The organism is Erwinia sp. B116 (assembly GCF_002865965.1).
Taxonomy (GTDB): domain Bacteria; phylum Pseudomonadota; class Gammaproteobacteria; order Enterobacterales; family Enterobacteriaceae; genus Erwinia.
Genome location: NZ_JRZZ01000004.1, coordinates 80,919 through 97,040, shown reverse-complemented (window position 1 = coordinate 97,040; position 16,122 = coordinate 80,919). Strand labels below are relative to the sequence as shown.

Sequence of the window (16,122 nt, the reverse complement as noted above, 5' to 3'; positions counted from 1 at the left end):
CTCAGTTCTCCTGAGGAGGCTGCTGCTGAGGGTGCGCGGTCAGCCAGTTCGCCAGCTGGCAGTACTGCGCCACGGTAATGTTCTCAGCGCGCAGCGTCGGGTCAATGTTCATTTCGGCCAGGGCTTCGGCAGAGAACAGATGGCCGAGGCTGTTACGCAGGGTTTTACGGCGTTTACCAAAGGCTTCGGTGGTGATGCGGCTCAACGCGCGGATATCCTGTACCGGGTGCGGGATCTCCGCGTAAGGCATCAGGCGCACCACCGCAGAATCGACCTTCGGTGCCGGGGTGAAGGACTCCGGCGGTACTTCCAGCACCGGGATCACCTGGCAGTAGTACTGTGCCATTACGGTCAGGCGGCCATAGGCTTTGCTGCCAGGGCCGGCGACCAGACGATTAACCACTTCTTTCTGCAGCATAAAGTGCATATCTTTGATCGCGCCGACGTAGCTGAACAGGTGGAACATCAGCGGGGTCGAAATATTGTACGGCAGGTTGCCGAACACGCGCAGCGGCTGGCCTTTTTCCGCAGACAGCGCCGCAAAATCAAAGGTCATCGCATCCTGCTGGAAAATGGTCAGCTTCGGGCCGAGGAACGGATGCGTCTGCAGGCGTGCTGCCAGATCGCGGTCCAGTTCGACCACCGTCATTTCATCAATGCGCTCACCCACCGGCTCGGTGAGTGCACCGAGGCCAGGGCCGATCTCAACAATCGCCTCGCCGCGCTGTGGGTGAATGGCGTTGACAATACTGTCGATAATATACTGATCGTTAAGGAAGTTCTGTCCAAAACGTTTGCGGGCGAAGTGGCCCTGGTGAACGCGATTATTCATTACTGCTCTTAATCATGGTGATGGCGAGGTTAAGCGCCGTTTTGAAGCTGCCCGCATCGGCCTGACCCGTAGCCGCCAGTTCAAGGGCGGTGCCGTGGTCGACGGACGTGCGGATAAATGGCAGACCGAGGGTGATATTCACCGCGCGGCCAAAGCCCTGATATTTTAGCACCGGCAGGCCCTGATCGTGATACATCGCCAGCACCGCATCGGCGTGCTGCAGATATTTCGGCTGGAACAGGGTATCCGCGGGGAGTGGCCCGGTCAGGTTGATGCCCTGCTGGCGCAGTTCGTCCAGCGCCGGGGTAATGGTATCAATCTCTTCCCGCCCCATATGGCCGCCTTCACCCGCGTGCGGGTTCAGCCCACACACCAGAATGTGCGGGCGTGCAAGGCCGAACTTGCTCTGCAGGTCGGCGTTAAGGATGGTAATCACTTCATGCAGGCTGTCACGGGTGATGGCGTCGGCTACGTCTTTCAGCGGCAGATGGGTGGTGGCCAGCGCCACCCGCAGCTCTTCCGTGGCCAGCATCATCACCACGCGCTCGCACCCGGCGCGTTCGGCGAAGAACTCGGTGTGGCCGCTGAACGGAATGCCCGCGTCGTTGATCACCCCTTTGTGCACCGGTCCGGTGACCAGCGCGGCAAATTCGCCGTTCAGGCAACCGTCGCAGGCGCGCGCCAGCGAGGCCAGCACGTAGTGACTGTTATCCACGCTGAGTTCACCGGCCACCGCGTGGCTGGCCAGCGGCAGCGGCAGCACGGTCAGTGAACCAGCGTCCTGCGGGCGGGCCGTCGCGCTGGCATCATATTCGCGTAGTTCCAGCGGCAAACGCAGCGCTGCCGCGCGGGTGCGCAGCAGCTCGGGATCGGCACAGACCACCAGCTCAACCGGCCACGCCTGTTGCGCCAGTGCTACGATCAGATCCGGGCCAATCCCGGCGGGTTCGCCGGGAGTGACCACCACGCGCAGGTTACTGAGCGCTGCCATCGAGGATCTTCACATAGGCGGCGGCACGCTGTTCCTGCATCCAGGTCTGCGCTTCTTCCGAGAATTTACGGTTGAACAGCAGGCGGTAGGCGCGCTCTTTCTTCGCGGAGTCGGTCTTATCAACCTGACGGGTATCCAGCAGCTGAATCAGGTGCCAGCCGAACGAGGAGTGAACCGGTGCGCTGGTCTGGCCCTTGTTCAGGCGCAGCAGTGCGTCGCGGAACGCCGGATCGTAGGCTTCCGGAGAGCTCCAGCCAAGGTCGCCGCCCTGGTTGGCGGAACCCGGATCCTGCGACAGCTGTTTGGCCGCATCGGCAAAGCTGATCCGACCGCTCTTAATATCGGCAGCGGTTTCCAGCAGTTTCTGGCGCGCCTGGTCATCGGTCATGATCGGTGACGGCTTTAGCAGGATATGGCGGGCGTGCACTTCGGTAACCGAAATGCTCTGGTTTTCGCCGCGCACGTCGTTGACTTTCAGGATATGGAAGCCAACGCCGGAGCGGATCGGACCTACGATGTCGCCTTTTTTGGCGGTCACCAGCGCCTGCGCAAACAGCGACGGCAGCTCCTGCAGTTTGCCCCAGCCCATGTTGCCGCCTTTCAGCGCCTGTGGGTCAGCGGAGTAGGTGATCGCCAGCTTGCCGAAATCGGCACCGCTTTTGCTCTCCTGCACCAGCTGTTTGGCCAGGGTTTCCTGGTCGTCAACCTGCTGCTGCGTTGGGTTTTCCGACAGCGGCAGCAGAATGTGGCTGATGTTCAGCTCGGTACCGGCATCGTTCTGCGCGGCCATCTGGTTTGAGAGGGAGTCCACTTCCTGCGGCAGGATGGTGACGCGGCGGCGCACTTCATTATTACGCACTTCCGAGGTCAGCATCTCTTTGCGGATCTGCTCGCGGTAGGTGGCGTAGTTCATGCCGTCATACGCCAGGCGGCTGCGCAGCTGATCGACGCTCATTTTGTTCTGTGCGGCGATGTTGCCGATCGCCTGATCCAGCTGCGCGTCGCTAATCTGGATGCCGGCCTGTCTGCCCATCTGCAGCATGATGTTATCCATCACCAGACGTTCGACAATCTGGTGACGCAGCGTTTTATCATCCGGCAGCTGCTGCCCGGACTGCTGCGCCTGGCCTTTGACCGACTGCATCATGCCGTCGACGTCACTCTCCAGCACCACGCCGTTATTTACCACGGCGGCGACCTTATCAACAACCTGCGGGGCCGCGAACGCGGTGTTGGCCGTTAAGGCGGCACCGAGGATCAGCATTCTCCAGTTCTTCATACTTTTTCCATTCTTCCTATCCGCACTGCGGGAGTGGTCTGTTAACTGTGCCAACATCAGAAGCCGCGCTGGTAAGGCAGAATGCCCTGGCGCAGCATTTGACCGGTCCCTAAGCCGTAGCTCGGGCTGAGGCCACGCAGTTCAATGTTGAACGAGACTTTGTTGTCGTACTTACTGTTATCGTTTTCCCAGCCGGTGATTTTACGCTCATAACCGAGGCGAATGGCATAACAGCAGGAGCTGTACTGCACGCCCAGCAGCTGGTCAGCGGGCTGGTTGGCTTTGGTATCGTAATACCAGGCCCCGACCACTGACCATGCGTCGGCGACAGGCCAGCTGGCGGTGGCACCCACCTGCGAGATCCCCTTCTGATACAGCGGATTAGTGATCTGCGTCAGCGTCTGCTGAATGTACTCTTCACTGGTGTAACGGTAGTTCAACTGCACCATGCGGTCTGCATCACGGCGCCACTCCAGCACGGCGTTACCCTGCGAGACGTTGTCCAGACGGGTGTCATACTGCAGGCCACCACGTGCTGCCCAGTTGTCGCTAATCTTCCAGTAGGTATCGCCCGCCCATACCAGGCTGCCACGGTCATCGTCATCGGTGGTGTTCAGGCCGGTACGAGCCGGCGTGAACGAGTAGATTTGACCCACGGAAGCGTTAAAACGTTCAACCAGATCGTTATCAAAAATGCGCGTGGTGACGCCGCTGGTCAGCTGATTAGCCGAGGCGATGCGATCCAGGCCGCTGTAGGTGCGGTCGCGGAACAGGCCGGTATAGTCGGTCTGCAGCAGCGTGGAGTCATAGGCGCGGATCATACTCTGATCGCGGTACGGCACGTACAGGTACTGCAGGCGCGGCTCCAGCGTCTGGGTATAGCCCGGCGACCAGTTCATATCGCGGTCAAACACCATCTTGCCGTCAACCTTCAACTGCGGCATCACGCGGTTAACGTTGTCTTTCAGCTGGTTGATTTTGCCAGTGTCGTAGGTGCTGTTGTAGTACTCAATGCCGTCCTGCTGGTAGTGTGTTGCTAGCAGTTTCGCTTCGGTGTTCAGACTGCCCCAGCCATTTGACACCGGCAGGTTGATGGTCGGCTCCAGGTGGAGACGGGTGGCGTCCGGCAGGCGTTCGTTGACGTTGGTAAACTTCACCGCCTGCGCATACAGATGGGTGTCAAAGGGGCCGACATCGTTCTGATACCAGTTGATATCCAGCTGCGGTTCGGCGCGATACACGTCGTTATTGGCGTTGGTCGAGAAGATCTGGAACTGCTTGGTCGACAGCGTGGCGTCCCAGTTGGTATCTGCATAGCCAATGCTGAATTTTTGCGTCACATAGCCGTCGGTGGTCGAGCCGTAGGTCGAGTCCAGGTCGGTAAAGTAGTAGGGATCGCTGACTTTGGTGTAGTCGGCATTGAAGCGCCAGTGCTGCTCGTAGATCCCCGAATGGTTCCAGTAGAACAGCCAGCGGTTGGAGTCTTTATCGTCCTCGTGCTCGTTGTTATACACTTTATCCGATGCCATATAGTCGAACTCCATCAGGCCGGCACCGACGCCGGTCAGATAGCGGAATTCGTTCTGCCACTGCATGCCGCGGCGGCTGATGTAGTGCGGCGTCAGCGTGGCGTCGGCCTGCGGCGCAATGTTCCAGTAGTACGGCAGCATAAACTCAAAGCCGCTGTTGCTACCGTATTTGGCGTTGGGGATCAGGAAGCCCGAGCGGCGCTTATCGCCGACCGGCAGCTGCAGGTACGGGCTGTAAAACACCGGCACCGGGCCGATTTTAAAGCGTGCGTTCCAGATCTCGGCCAGCTGCTCCTGGCGATCGTGAATAATTTCGGAACCGACCACGCTCCAGCTGTTCTGCCCTGGCAGGCAGGAGGTGAAGGAGCCGTTTTCCAGAATGGTATAGCGGTTATCACCGCGCAGCTTCATCTGGTCAGCGTTACCGCGCCCCTGGCGGCCGACCATCTGATAGTCGCCATTCCACACGTTGGTGTCTTTGGTGTTCAGGTTAGACCAGGCTTTTGGCCCTTTCAGTATCACCTGGTTATCGTCGTAGTGGACGTTGCCCAGCGCGTCGACGGTACGGGTGGGTTCGCTTTTACCCGGCAGCATCTTCTGATGCAGCTGCACCTCGTCGGACTGCAGGCGGCTGTTACCCTGGCGGATATCCACATCGCCGCTAAAGACCGCATTATCCGGGTAATTACCCTGTGATTTGTCGGAATTGATGGTTATCGGCAGTTGGTTGGTGTTTTTCCCTTCTACCAGCGGACGGTTATAGGAAGGCACCCCGAGCATACACTGGGATGCGAGGTCATCGGCCAGGCCCTGCTGGCTGTACAGCGCTGAGCCGATCAGGGTGGCCAGCAACGTAGGTAGTCTATTTTTCATACGCGGTATCGAAAATTCCGTGATCACTGGCATCATGCCGACAAACGGTCAGAGACTAACGCACTCAAGGAGGTTGCGCCAGTCATATACACGTCATCCTTCACGCTGCCTCTGCGCTGGCTGCTCTCGCTCACCCCAGTCACAGAGCCATCTCTGCTCCCGGGGATTCACTCGTTTGCCGCCTTGATGCAGCGTGAATGATTTAGTGTATACCCACATTTCAGGCTACAGCTGCTGGCCGCTATAACCGGTGAGGTATCTTCTGGTTGTTTGACCGCGTTGCCAATAGGCTATGAGATGAATGACAGGTATGATAATGCAAATTGTAGCCTTGAGCATGGCGAATTGAGGAGTATATGCGCTATTGGGGAAAAGTATTGGGACTTGTGCTGGGTTTATTGTCCGGCGCGGGCTTCTGGGGCGTAGTTTTTGGCCTGCTGGTCGGCCATCTGGTTGATAAAGCGCGTTCAACGCGGCGTCAGGGTTATTTTGCCAACCAGCAAACCCGTCAGGCGCTGTTTTTCAGCACCACCTTCCAGGTGATGGGGCATCTGACAAAATCGAAAGGCCGGGTCACGGATGCCGATATCCAGATGGCCTCGCTGCTGATGGACCGCATGCAGATGCAGGGCGCCAGCCGTACCGCAGCCCAGCAGGCGTTCCGTGAAGGTAAAGAGGGTGACTACCCGCTGCGCGAAAAATTGCGTGAGCTGCGCAGCGCCTGCTTTGGTCGCTTCGATCTGATTCGCATGTTTCTGGAGATCCAGATTCAGGCGGCGTTTGCCGACGGCTCGCTGCACCCCAACGAGCGCCAGGTGCTGTATGTGATTGCCGAAGAGCTGGGGATCTCCCGTCATCAGTTCGATCGGTTCCTGCGCATGATGGAAGGCGGCCAGCAGTTTGGCGGCGGTGGGTACGGTTATCAGGGCGGCCACTCCTCACAGGGCGGGTACACCGGAGCGCAGCGCGGCCCAACGCTTGATGATGCCTGTAACGTACTGGGGGTGAAGAGCAGCGATGATGCCACCACCATCAAGCGTGCCTACCGTAAGCTGATGAGCGAGCACCATCCGGATAAGCTGGTGGCGAAAGGCCTGCCGCCGCAGATGATGGAGATGGCCAAGCAGAAAGCGCAGGAGATTCAGGCCGCTTACGACCTGATCAAGCGCGAGAAGGGCTTTAAGTAAAAAAAACGGGCTTACGGCGAGTGCCGTCAGCCCGTGTTATCGCGACGTGGTGCCAACCCTGCCTCCGCCCGCTGCGCCCTTCGGCCGGGGGGAACAGCAGACTAAAACGCCGCCGGCTGGCGAAAGGTCATCGGCGTGCCGTACTGCGGATGGGTGATGCTCAGGCTTTCGGCGTGCAGCTGCAGACGGGGCGCCATCGCTAACGCCTCATCGTGGGCATAGAAACGATCGCCGAGGATCGGGTGCCCCAGCGCCAGCATATGCACGCGCAGCTGGTGGGAGCGGCCGGTGATCGGCTTCAGCTGCACCCGCGCCCAGTTCTCTGCCACCTCCAGCACCTGATACTCCGTCTGCGCCGACTTACCGGTTTCAAAACAGACCTTCTGCTTTGGCCGGTTCGGCCAGTCACAAATCAGCGGCAGATCCACCAGCCCTTTTTCCGGCTGCGGCACCCCCCATACGCGGGCGACGTAGGTTTTCTGCGGCTCACGTTCGCGGAACTGACGCTTAAGCTCGCGCTCTGCCGCTTTGGTCAGCGCCACCACCATCACGCCGCTGGTCGCCATATCCAGCCTGTGCACCGACTCCGCCGCCGGGAAGTCACGCTGGACGCGGGTCATTATGCTGTCCTTGTGCTCCTCCAGACGTCCGGGTACGGAGAGCAGCCCACTGGGTTTGTTGACCACCATAATGTGCTCATCCTGGTAGAGAATATGCAGCCAGGGTTCGGACGGCGGGTTGTAAGGTTCCATCATAAGCATCTCGCAAAGTGCCGGAGAGGGGCAGGGCGCAGACCATCGCGGGACGATGGCAGGCACCCTGCTGAGGGGATTACTGGTGAGCGACCACGATCAGGCGCAGCGCATCCAGGCGCCAGCCGGCATCATCCAGGCTGGCCAGTACCTGCTCGCGGTTGCTTTCCAGCGCGTCAATCTCATCCTGACGGATGTTCGGGTTGACGGCGCTCAGCGCCTGCAGGCGGGAAAGCTCCGCACCCAGCTTATCGCTGGCTTCCGCACGGGCGGCATCGATCAGCTTACGCGCTTCCACCGCCGCCGGCTCCTCGGAGAGCTTGATAATCTCATGCACGTCCTGCTGCACCGCGTTGACCAGCTTGCTGCCGGTGTGGCGGTTGATGGCGTTCAGCTGGCGGTTAAAGCTTTCAAACTCCACTTTGGCCGCCAGGTTATTGCCGTTACGGTCGACCAGCATGCGCACCGGGGTTGGCGGCAGGAAGCGGGTCAGCTGCAGGTGCTTCGGTGCCTGCGCTTCCACCACCCAGACCAGCTCCAGCAGCAGCGTGCCGGCCGGCAGCGCCTTGTTTTTCAGCAGCGACAGCGCGCAACTGCCGGTGTCGCCGGAGAGGATCAGATCCAGACCGTTGCGGATGATCGGGTGCTCCCAGCTGACGTACTGCGCGTCTTCACGCGACAGCGCCTGGTTACGATCGAAGGTGATGGTGCAGCCATCTTCCGGCAGGCCCGGGAAGTCCGGCACCAGCATATGGTCCCCGGGAGTCAGCACGATCAGGTTATCGCTGCGGTCTTCCTGGTTAATGCCGACGATATCGAACAGGTTGAGCGCGAAGTTCACCAGCTCGATGTCGTTATCCTGTTCGGCGATCTGTGCGGCCAGCGCCTGCGCCTTCTCGCCGCCGTTGGAGTTGAGCTCCAGCAGGCGGTCGCGGCCCTGTTCCAGCTGCGCCTTCAGCCCGTCATGCTGTTTGCGGCAGCCGGCGATAAACTCTGCCAGCCCTTCGCTGTTTTCCGGCGCGGCGAGGTACGCGATCAGCTGTGCATAGACGCTGTCATAGACGGTACGGCCGGTCGGGCAGGTGTGTTCGAAGGCGTCCAGCCCTTCGTGGAACCACTGCACCAGCACCGCCTGCGCGGTACGTTCCAGATACGGCACGTGGATCTGAATATCGTGCATCTGGCCGATACGGTCCAGACGGCCGATACGCTGTTCCAGCAGGTCCGGGTTAAACGGCAGGTCGAACATCACCAGCTGGCTGGCGAACTGGAAGTTGCGGCCTTCGGAGCCGATCTCCGAACAGAGCAGCACCTGGGCACCATCCTCTTCAGAGGCGAACCAGGCGGCGGCGCGGTCGCGCTCGATAATCGACAGCCCTTCATGGAACACGGCGGCACGGATCGCTTCGCGCTCGCGCAGCACCTGCTCCAGCTGCAGCGCGGTGGCCGCCTTGGCGCAGATCACCAGCACTTTCTTATCGCGGTTGCTGGTCAGGAAGCCGAGCAGCCACTCAACGCGCGGGTCGAAGTTCCACCAGGTGCCGCTGTCGCCTTCAAATTCCTGATAAATCTGCTCCGGATAGAGCATATCGCGCGCGCGCTCATCGGCAGATTTGCGGGCGCTCATGATGCCGGAGACCTTAATCGCGGTCTGGTACTGGGTCGGCAGCGGCAGGCGGATCTGGTGCAGTTCGCGTTTCGGGAAGCCCTTTACGCCGCCGCGGGTGTTACGGAACAGCACGCGGCTGGTGCCGTGGCGATCCATCAGCATGCTGATCAGCTCCTGACGGGCCTCCAGCTTGCCTTCACGATCGCTGTTGGCCACCTGCAGCAGCGGCTCGATATCCTGCTCGCCCATCAGGTCGTTTAGCAGGTTCAGCTCGTCGTTGCTGATGGTTTTATCGGCCAGCAGCATCGATACCGCGTCGGCGATCGGCTGGAAGTGCTTCTGCTCTTCAACAAAGGCCGCGAAATCGTGGAAGCGGTCCGGATCCAGCAGGCGCAGGCGGGCAAAGTGGCTCTCCAGACCCAGCTGTTCCGGGGTGGCGGTCAGCAGCAGAACGCCGGGAATATTTTCCGCCAGCTGTTCAATCACCTGATACTCGCGGCTCGGTGCCTCTTCCGACCACACCAGGTGGTGGGCTTCATCGACCACCATCAGGTCCCACTCGGCGTCGGCCAGCTTCTCCAGGCGCTGCTTGTTGCGGCGTACGAAGTCCAGCGAACAGATAATCATCTGCTCGGTTTCAAACGGGTTGTCGCTGTCGTGCTGCGCTTCGGCGTAGCGGTCGTCATCAAACAGCGCAAAGCGCAGGTTGAAGCGGCGCAGCATCTCAACCAGCCACTGGTGCTGCAGGGTTTCCGGCACCACGATCAGAATACGCTCGGCGCGGCCGGCCAGCAGCTGCTGGTGGATGATCATCCCGGCTTCAATGGTTTTACCCAGACCCACTTCATCGGCCAGCAGCACGCGCGGCGCGTGGCGGCGGCCAACGTCGTGTGCGATGTGCAGCTGGTGCGGGATCAGGCTGGTGCGCATGCCGCGCAGGCCGCTGATCGGCAGGCGGTACTGCTCGCTCTGGTACTTGCGCGCGCGGAAACGCAGCGCAAAACGGTCCATGCGGTCGAGCTGGCCGGCGAACAGGCGATCCTGCGGCTTGCCAAACACCAGCTTGCTGTCGAGCATCACTTCCCGCAGGCGTACCCCGGTCTCGCCGGTGTCGGTGCGGGTGCCGAAATAGCTGACCACGCCGTTGTCGGTTTGTACTTCGTCAACGATGAGCTGCCAGCCTTCGTGGCTGGTGACGGTATCGCCCGGGTTAAACACCACGCGGGTGATCGGCGAATCATTTCTGGAGTAGAGACGGTTTTCACCGGTGGCAGGGAACATCACCGTGACCATGCGGGTATCCACCGCAACCACGGTTCCTAATCCCAGCTCGCTTTCCGTATCGCTTATCCAGCGTTGACCAAGTGTAAAAGGCATATAATATTCGGCTCGATTGTCGTCAGTTTATTGCAGGCAATAGTGTTACGACCCGGCAGAGGCTGCCCGGTAGTCGTTTCAGAACGATTATTTTAAGGAAGGGCGCTATGGTACTGGAAGGCGGCCCTTTCGTCACCTGTCAAAACAGGCCCAGCTGTCCGGTTATCAGTCTGGCAAAGTCATCCTGCACAAAGGGCAGGATGCCATCCGCCACCGGCTGCAGCTGGCGGGAGACATAGTGATCGTAGTCCAGCGGCGTGCTGCGCACCTCCAGCGGCTCGGGGCCGGAGGTGGCCATCACGTAGCGGATCTTGCCGCCGTTCTGGTAGAGCAGCGGCCTTTCGAGCTTCTGATGATACTCATCGGCGATGCGCGCGGCGCGCACGTGCGGTGGTACGTTACGCTGGTAGTCGCCGAGCGGGCGACGCAGCCGCTTGCTGTACACCAGCTGGTCGTCCAGTTCGCCGTTCAGCAGCCGTGCCACGGTGTCGCGGATATAGTCCTGCCAGGGCTGGCCGGTAAAAATTTTCAGGTACAGCGCCTGCTGGAACTGTTGCGCCAGCGGGGTCCAGTCGGTGCGGACCGTCTCCAGCCCTTTAAACACCATACGTTCACCGCCGTCGGTGCGGATCAGTCCGGCGTAGCGTTTCTTGCTGCCCTGTTCGGCACCGCGGATGGTTGGCATCAGAAAGCGGCTGAAATGAGTTTCATATTCCAGCTCCAGCGCGCTCTCAAGAGCGAATTCGGCTTTAAGGTGCTGCCGCCACCAGTCGTTGACCTTCGCCACCAGCCGCTGGCCGATCGCCGCCGCCGTCGCCTCGTCGTGGGGCGACTTCAGCCAGACAAAGGTGGAGTCGGTGTCGCCGTAAATCACGTCATAGCCTTCCGCCTCGATCAGTTCGCGGGTCTGCAGCATGATCTCATGGCCGCGCAGGGTGATCGACGAGGCGAGGCGCGGATCGAAAAAGCGGCAGGCGCTGGTGCCGAGCACGCCGTAGAAGGCGTTCATAATGATCTTCAGCGCCTGCGACAGCGGCTTATTACCCGCCCGCTTGGCGGCCTCACGTCCCTGCCAGATCTGGCTGACGATCTCCGGCAGGCAGTGGCGGCTGCGCGAGAAGCGCGCGTGGCGGAAACCGGCTACCGAATCGGCGTCGTCCGGGTGGGCCAGCCCCTCCACCAGCCCGACCGGGTCGATCAGGAAGGTGCGGATAATCGCCGGATACAGGCTTTTATAGTCGAGCACCAGCACCGAGTCGTACAGGCCGGGGCGCGAGTCCATCACGTAGCCGCCGGGGCTGGCCTCCGCCGCCAGTTCGCCCATACTCGGCGCGACGTAGCCGGCACGGTGCATGCGCGGCAGATAAAGGTGGCTGAACGCCGCCACCGAACCGCCGTGGCGATCCACCGCCAGGCCGTTGACCGAGGCGCGTTCCAGCAGAAACGGCATCAGCTCAGTGTGCTGGAAAATGCGCGTCACCAGCTCGCAGTCTTTCAGGTTGTAGTGCGCCAGCGCCGGTTTGTCTTCGGCGAAGCGCTGGTTGATCTCCTCCATGCGCTGCCACGGGTTGCCGATCGCCTTGCCTTCCCCCAGCAGCTCGCGGGACACCGCTTCCAGGCTGAAGGAGTCAAAGTTCCAGAACGCCGACTTTAGCGCTTCAATGCCGTCGATAATCAGCCGACCGCTGGCCTGAGCGAAGAACACGCCGGGCTTAAAGCCGTGTTCCCGCCACTCCAGCGCCGGGTGATGACCGCGGCCCAGCCTGAGCGGGATGCCGTAGCGGTCGGCGTGCTTCTGCAGCACCCGCAGATCGAACTGCACCACGTTCCAGCCGATCAGCACGTCCGGGTCGTATTCGGCAAACCAGGCGTTGAGGCGCTCCAGCAGCAGCGGTCGGCTGCTGAGGTATTCGAGGTTAAAGTCCAGCTGGCTGGCATCGCCGTTCGGCGGCCCGAGCATAAAGACATCGCGCCGCCCGCAGCCCTCCAGGCCGATGCAGTACAGCTCGCCGTGGCGGGTGGTTTCAATATCCAGCGACACCCACTTCAGCGGCGGGCGGTAATCGGGATGGGGCTTGAGCCGCGCGTCGGTCAGACGGTTGCCGTCCGGCCTGCCGCTGAACCACACCGGCGCGGTGATAAAACGCTCCATCAGGTAGCGCTCCGGCGGGCGGATATCGGCCTCGTATACGGTGATGTCGTTTTCGCGCAGCAGTTTCTCCAGCTTCATCAGCTGGCGCTGCTGGCGGCAGTAGAGGCCGGCCACCGGCCGCTGGCGGAAGTCTTTCAGCGTCAGCGGGGCGAAACGCCAGTCGCGTTCATTCGCCAGCAGGCGCTCCGCCGCCGCCTGCTGTTCTACCGGCACAAAGGCTACCGACTCCTGCGCAGGCAGCACCACCTGCTGCGGACCGGCGTCGGTGGCCAGCCACAGCGTCACTTCGCTGCCGGCCGGCGTGTCCCGCCAGTGGCGGGTTAACAGAAATCCTGCGCGTGGGTCGTTCACACTGCCTCCGGGACGCATAATGCTGTAATAATAGCATGTTTATATATACAGTGGTTATTTCCCTGTATCACCTGGCTAATGCGGTCATACGTTCCCATACAAATATCGTCTTGACGCCCGCCGGGCGGGCCGGGAAAATCGCCGGTTCTGTCAACTCTGTTGGATACTTATGGAAGCCTGGCTGGAACACTTAATTACGCAATCGCTGACGTATGCGCTGCTGGCCGTGGGGCTGGTGGCTTTTCTGGAGTCGCTGGCGCTGGTTGGGCTGCTGCTGCCCGGCACGGTGATGATGGCCTCGCTGGGGGCGTTAATCGGCAGCGGCCAGATGGGGCTCTATCCGGCGTGGCTGGTGGGCACCATTGGCTGCCTGCTGGGCGACTGGATCTCCTACCTGCTGGGCTGGAAATTTAAAGGGCCGCTGCACCGCTGGTCGTTTATTAAAAAGCACCACTCGCTGATGAGCAAAACCGAGCATGCGCTGCACCAGCACAGCATGCTGACCATTATGGTAGGCCGCTTTGTCGGGCCGACCCGCCCGCTGATCCCGCTGGTGGCGGGGATGCTGGAGCTGCCGGTACGCAAGTTTATTCCGCCGAATATCATCGGCTGCATCCTCTGGCCGCCGCTCTACTTCCTGCCGGGCATTCTGGCCGGGGTGGCGATCGACGTGCCGAAGGACGCCAGCAGCGGCCTGTTTAAATGGCTGCTGTTAGCGGTGGCGATCCTGGTCTGGCTGGGCGTCTGGCTCGGCTGGCGCTGGCTGCGCAGCGGTAAGCAGCAGGACTGGGCGACGGCGTACCTGCCGGCGGCGCGGCTGCGCTGGCTGGGGCCGCTCGGGCTGCTGGTCGCCGTTGGCAGCTTTACCGCCATTCAGTTCCACCCGATGATGCCGATGTTCCGGCACCTGCTGTGGCAGGTCTTTTTCTGATCATGCAGCGAGGTGGCGCGAGTTCCTGCCGGTTAAACCCGGCGGCCTGCTCGCGCCGTTTATCGACTGCCTCCACAATCCGCTGCTGCGGGCGCGTCTGATATCGTTTACTGATGGAACCTGGGCTACACCGTTCCCTGTGCGCCGCCGGATAAGCGAGACGGTTTATCCGGGCCGGTAAGCGATGCCCAGCACCGCCGCGGCACTCACCTCACCGCGCTGCAGCTGTGCGGTGCTGCCGTCCCAGTAAACCCGCCCGTCTACGATGAGCAGGCTGCGTGGCGCGATCTGTGCGGCATCCTCGACGCTGTGCGATACCATCAGCAGGGTGATATTGCGCTCGCGGCACACCTTATCGACCAGTGCCAGCATCTCCTTACGCAGTGCCGGGTCCAGCGCTGAGAACGGCTCGTCCAGCAGCAGGATCGGCTGCTGCCGCACCAGGCAGCGGGCGAGCGCGGCGCGCTGACGCTGGCCGCCGGAGAGCTGATGCGGCAGCCGGGGCAGATGCTCTGCCAGCCCGACGCGGCGGGCGATCTCCTGCATCTGCTGCTTCTGCTGCGGGTTCAGCTTCAGCCCCGGATGCAGGCCGAGGCCGATATTCTCCGCCACCGTCAGGTGGGGAAACAGGTTATTTTCCTGGAACAGCATCGACACCGGGCGCTGCGCGGGCGGCGTGTGGCGGTGCTCAGCGCCGTTCAGCTGCAGGCTGCCGCTTTCGACGTTGAGAAAGCCGGCGATCAGGCTGAGCAGGGTGCTTTTACCCGCGCCGCTGGGGCCGAGGATCGCCAGCCTTTCGCCGGCCTGCGCGCTGAAGGTAAAGCGCATCGGCAGGTGCTGATAGAGCCAGGTGAGGTTAGTCAGGTTTAGCATGGCGTCCCGGAAGCTTTTCAATCAGGGTGAACAGCAGGAAGCAGAGCAGCAGCAGCAGCAGGGCGGTGACCGCGCCGTCGCTGCTGCGGTAAGAGCCGATCTGCTGGTAGAGATAGAAAGGCAGGGTGCGGAAATCCTCATTGCCGAACAGCGCCACCGCGCCAAAATCACCGATCGACAGCACGCAGGCAAAGGCCAGCGCCTGCGCCAGCGGCCGCCGCAGCGCGCGCAGCTCAATCAGCCGCAGGCGGTTCCAGCCGCGAATATCCAGCGACAGGCACAGGCGGTTGTAACGCTCGGCGATATCACGCAGCGGGTTTTCCAGCACCTTGATCGCATAGGGTATGGCCATCAGCGCATTGGTGAAAATCACCACGCCGTCCGCCGATGCGGGCAGGCCGGTGGTGGCATTCAGCAGCAGGAAAAAGCCGGTGGCCAGCACGATACCCGGCATCGCCAGGATCAGCATGCCGCTCAGCTCCAGCAGCTGCCCGCTTTTCGGTCGCTGGCGCAGGCGCAGCTCGCGGCTGCTCCACAACAGCATCACGGTCAGTATCACGCTGAGCAGCCCGGCGGCCAGCGCAATGCGCAGCGAGGTAAAGGTGGCCTGCCACAGGGCGGGTTGCTGCAAAACGCCGCTGACCCCCTGGTTAATGCCGCTGACGCCAACCGCCAGCAGTGGCGGCAGGATCAGCAGCAGCGCGGCGGCGATAAGCACCGCATCCAGCAGGCGGGCGCGCAGGCTGTCCTGCGGATTACGCCAGCCGCCGATCTGCCTGCTGCCTGCGGGCAGCGCCCTGTTCAGCCGCTGGCTGAGCAGTACCAGCCCGAGGCAGCAGACCATCTGCAGCAGCGCCAGCAGCGCGGCACGGCCGGGATCGTAGTCAAAGCTCAATGCCTGGAAGATCGCCAGCTCAATAGTGGTGGCCTGCGGGCCGCCGCCCAGCGAAAGCACGGTGGCAAAGCTGGCAAAGCACAGCATGAAGATTAGCGCGGCAGCCGGCAGCAGCTGCCGCTTCAGCCACGGCCACTCGACGATGCGAAAGTGTGCCCAGCCGCGCAGGCCGAGCTGCGCCGCCAGCTGGCGCTGTTCGCCGGGGATCTGCTCGAGCGCCTGCAGCAGCAGCCGGGTGGCCAGCGGCAGGTTGAAAAAGACGTGCGCGAGCAGGATGCCCTGCAGTCCGTAGGGGGTGAAGGTCCACGGAATGCCGAGCAGCGCACAGAGCTGCGCCAGCCAGCCGCTGCGGCCGTAAACGGTAAGGATGCCGAACACCGCCACCAGCACCGGCAGCACCAGGGTCATGGCGCACAGCCGCAGCAGGCTGCTGCGCCCGGGGAAACGGCGGCGGTAGAGGGCGCGGGCCAGCGGAACGGCGGGCAGCGCCG

At 61.8% G+C, this 16,122-nt stretch carries 11 protein-coding genes; 2 read left to right on the top strand and 9 right to left on the bottom strand.

What is annotated here, in order from left to right:
• Position 1: 1 nt before the first annotated feature.
• From rsmA to lptD, 4 genes are read right to left on the bottom strand one after another with little or no spacing between them, the layout of a single operon-like run.
• Positions 2 to 832: a 16S rRNA (adenine(1518)-N(6)/adenine(1519)-N(6))-dimethyltransferase RsmA gene (gene rsmA, locus NV64_RS04635; RefSeq protein ID WP_056235925.1), complete on the bottom strand. Its 831-nt coding sequence runs from the start codon at positions 830 to 832 to the stop codon at positions 2 to 4.
• On the bottom strand, positions 825 to 1,823 hold the full coding sequence (pdxA, locus tag NV64_RS04630) for a 4-hydroxythreonine-4-phosphate dehydrogenase PdxA (protein WP_101505419.1): 999 nt from the start codon (positions 1,821 to 1,823) through the stop codon (positions 825 to 827). Before pdxA ends, rsmA begins: the two co-directional genes overlap by 8 nt.
• Complete coding sequence (surA, locus tag NV64_RS04625; RefSeq protein WP_101505418.1) at positions 1,807 to 3,102, bottom strand: peptidylprolyl isomerase SurA; 1,296 nt, start codon at positions 3,100 to 3,102, stop codon at positions 1,807 to 1,809. Before surA ends, pdxA begins: the two co-directional genes overlap by 17 nt.
• A gap of 56 nt (positions 3,103 to 3,158) precedes the next feature.
• Positions 3,159 to 5,540 carry an LPS assembly protein LptD gene (lptD, locus tag NV64_RS04620; RefSeq protein WP_056235933.1) on the bottom strand — a complete coding sequence of 794 codons (2,382 nt, stop codon included), beginning with the start codon at positions 5,538 to 5,540 and terminating at the stop codon, positions 3,159 to 3,161.
• 320 nt (positions 5,541 to 5,860) lie between these two features.
• Here lptD and djlA point away from each other — a divergent pair, with 320 nt between their 5' ends.
• Positions 5,861 to 6,691 carry a co-chaperone DjlA gene (djlA, locus tag NV64_RS04615; RefSeq protein WP_056235936.1) on the top strand — a complete coding sequence of 277 codons (831 nt, stop codon included), beginning with the start codon at positions 5,861 to 5,863 and terminating at the stop codon, positions 6,689 to 6,691.
• A gap of 101 nt (positions 6,692 to 6,792) precedes the next feature.
• On the opposite strand, the gene rluA is transcribed toward djlA, so the two are convergent.
• The 3 genes from rluA to polB all read right to left on the bottom strand — a co-directional run bounded on the left by rluA (position 6,793) and on the right by polB (position 12,932).
• On the bottom strand, positions 6,793 to 7,452 hold the full coding sequence (rluA, locus tag NV64_RS04610) for a bifunctional tRNA pseudouridine(32) synthase/23S rRNA pseudouridine(746) synthase RluA (protein ID WP_199177619.1): 660 nt from the start codon (positions 7,450 to 7,452) through the stop codon (positions 6,793 to 6,795).
• A gap of 70 nt (positions 7,453 to 7,522) precedes the next feature.
• On the bottom strand, positions 7,523 to 10,429 hold the full coding sequence (rapA, locus tag NV64_RS04605; RefSeq protein WP_101505417.1) for an RNA polymerase-associated protein RapA: 2,907 nt from the start codon (positions 10,427 to 10,429) through the stop codon (positions 7,523 to 7,525).
• A gap of 139 nt (positions 10,430 to 10,568) precedes the next feature.
• Positions 10,569 to 12,932, bottom strand: coding sequence for a DNA polymerase II (gene polB, locus NV64_RS04600; protein WP_101505416.1), 2,364 nt, complete (start codon positions 12,930 to 12,932; stop codon positions 10,569 to 10,571).
• A 169-nt stretch (positions 12,933 to 13,101) separates the two neighbouring features.
• Here polB and NV64_RS04595 point away from each other — a divergent pair, with 169 nt between their 5' ends.
• Positions 13,102 to 13,863 (top strand): DedA family protein, encoded by a 762-nt coding sequence (locus NV64_RS04595; protein ID WP_101505415.1) that lies wholly within the window; start codon positions 13,102 to 13,104, stop codon positions 13,861 to 13,863.
• Positions 13,864 to 14,028: 165 nt separating this feature from the next.
• Here the strand turns inward: NV64_RS04595 and thiQ are convergent, their stop codons facing one another.
• Positions 14,029 to 14,736: a thiamine ABC transporter ATP-binding protein ThiQ gene (gene thiQ / locus NV64_RS04590; protein ID WP_056235946.1), complete on the bottom strand. Its 708-nt coding sequence runs from the start codon at positions 14,734 to 14,736 to the stop codon at positions 14,029 to 14,031.
• Positions 14,720 to 16,122, bottom strand: a 1,403-nt coding sequence (gene thiP, locus NV64_RS04585) for a thiamine/thiamine pyrophosphate ABC transporter permease ThiP (protein WP_233208920.1), incomplete at its 5' end; no start/stop codon positions are given. The genes thiQ and thiP, both read right to left, overlap by 17 nt.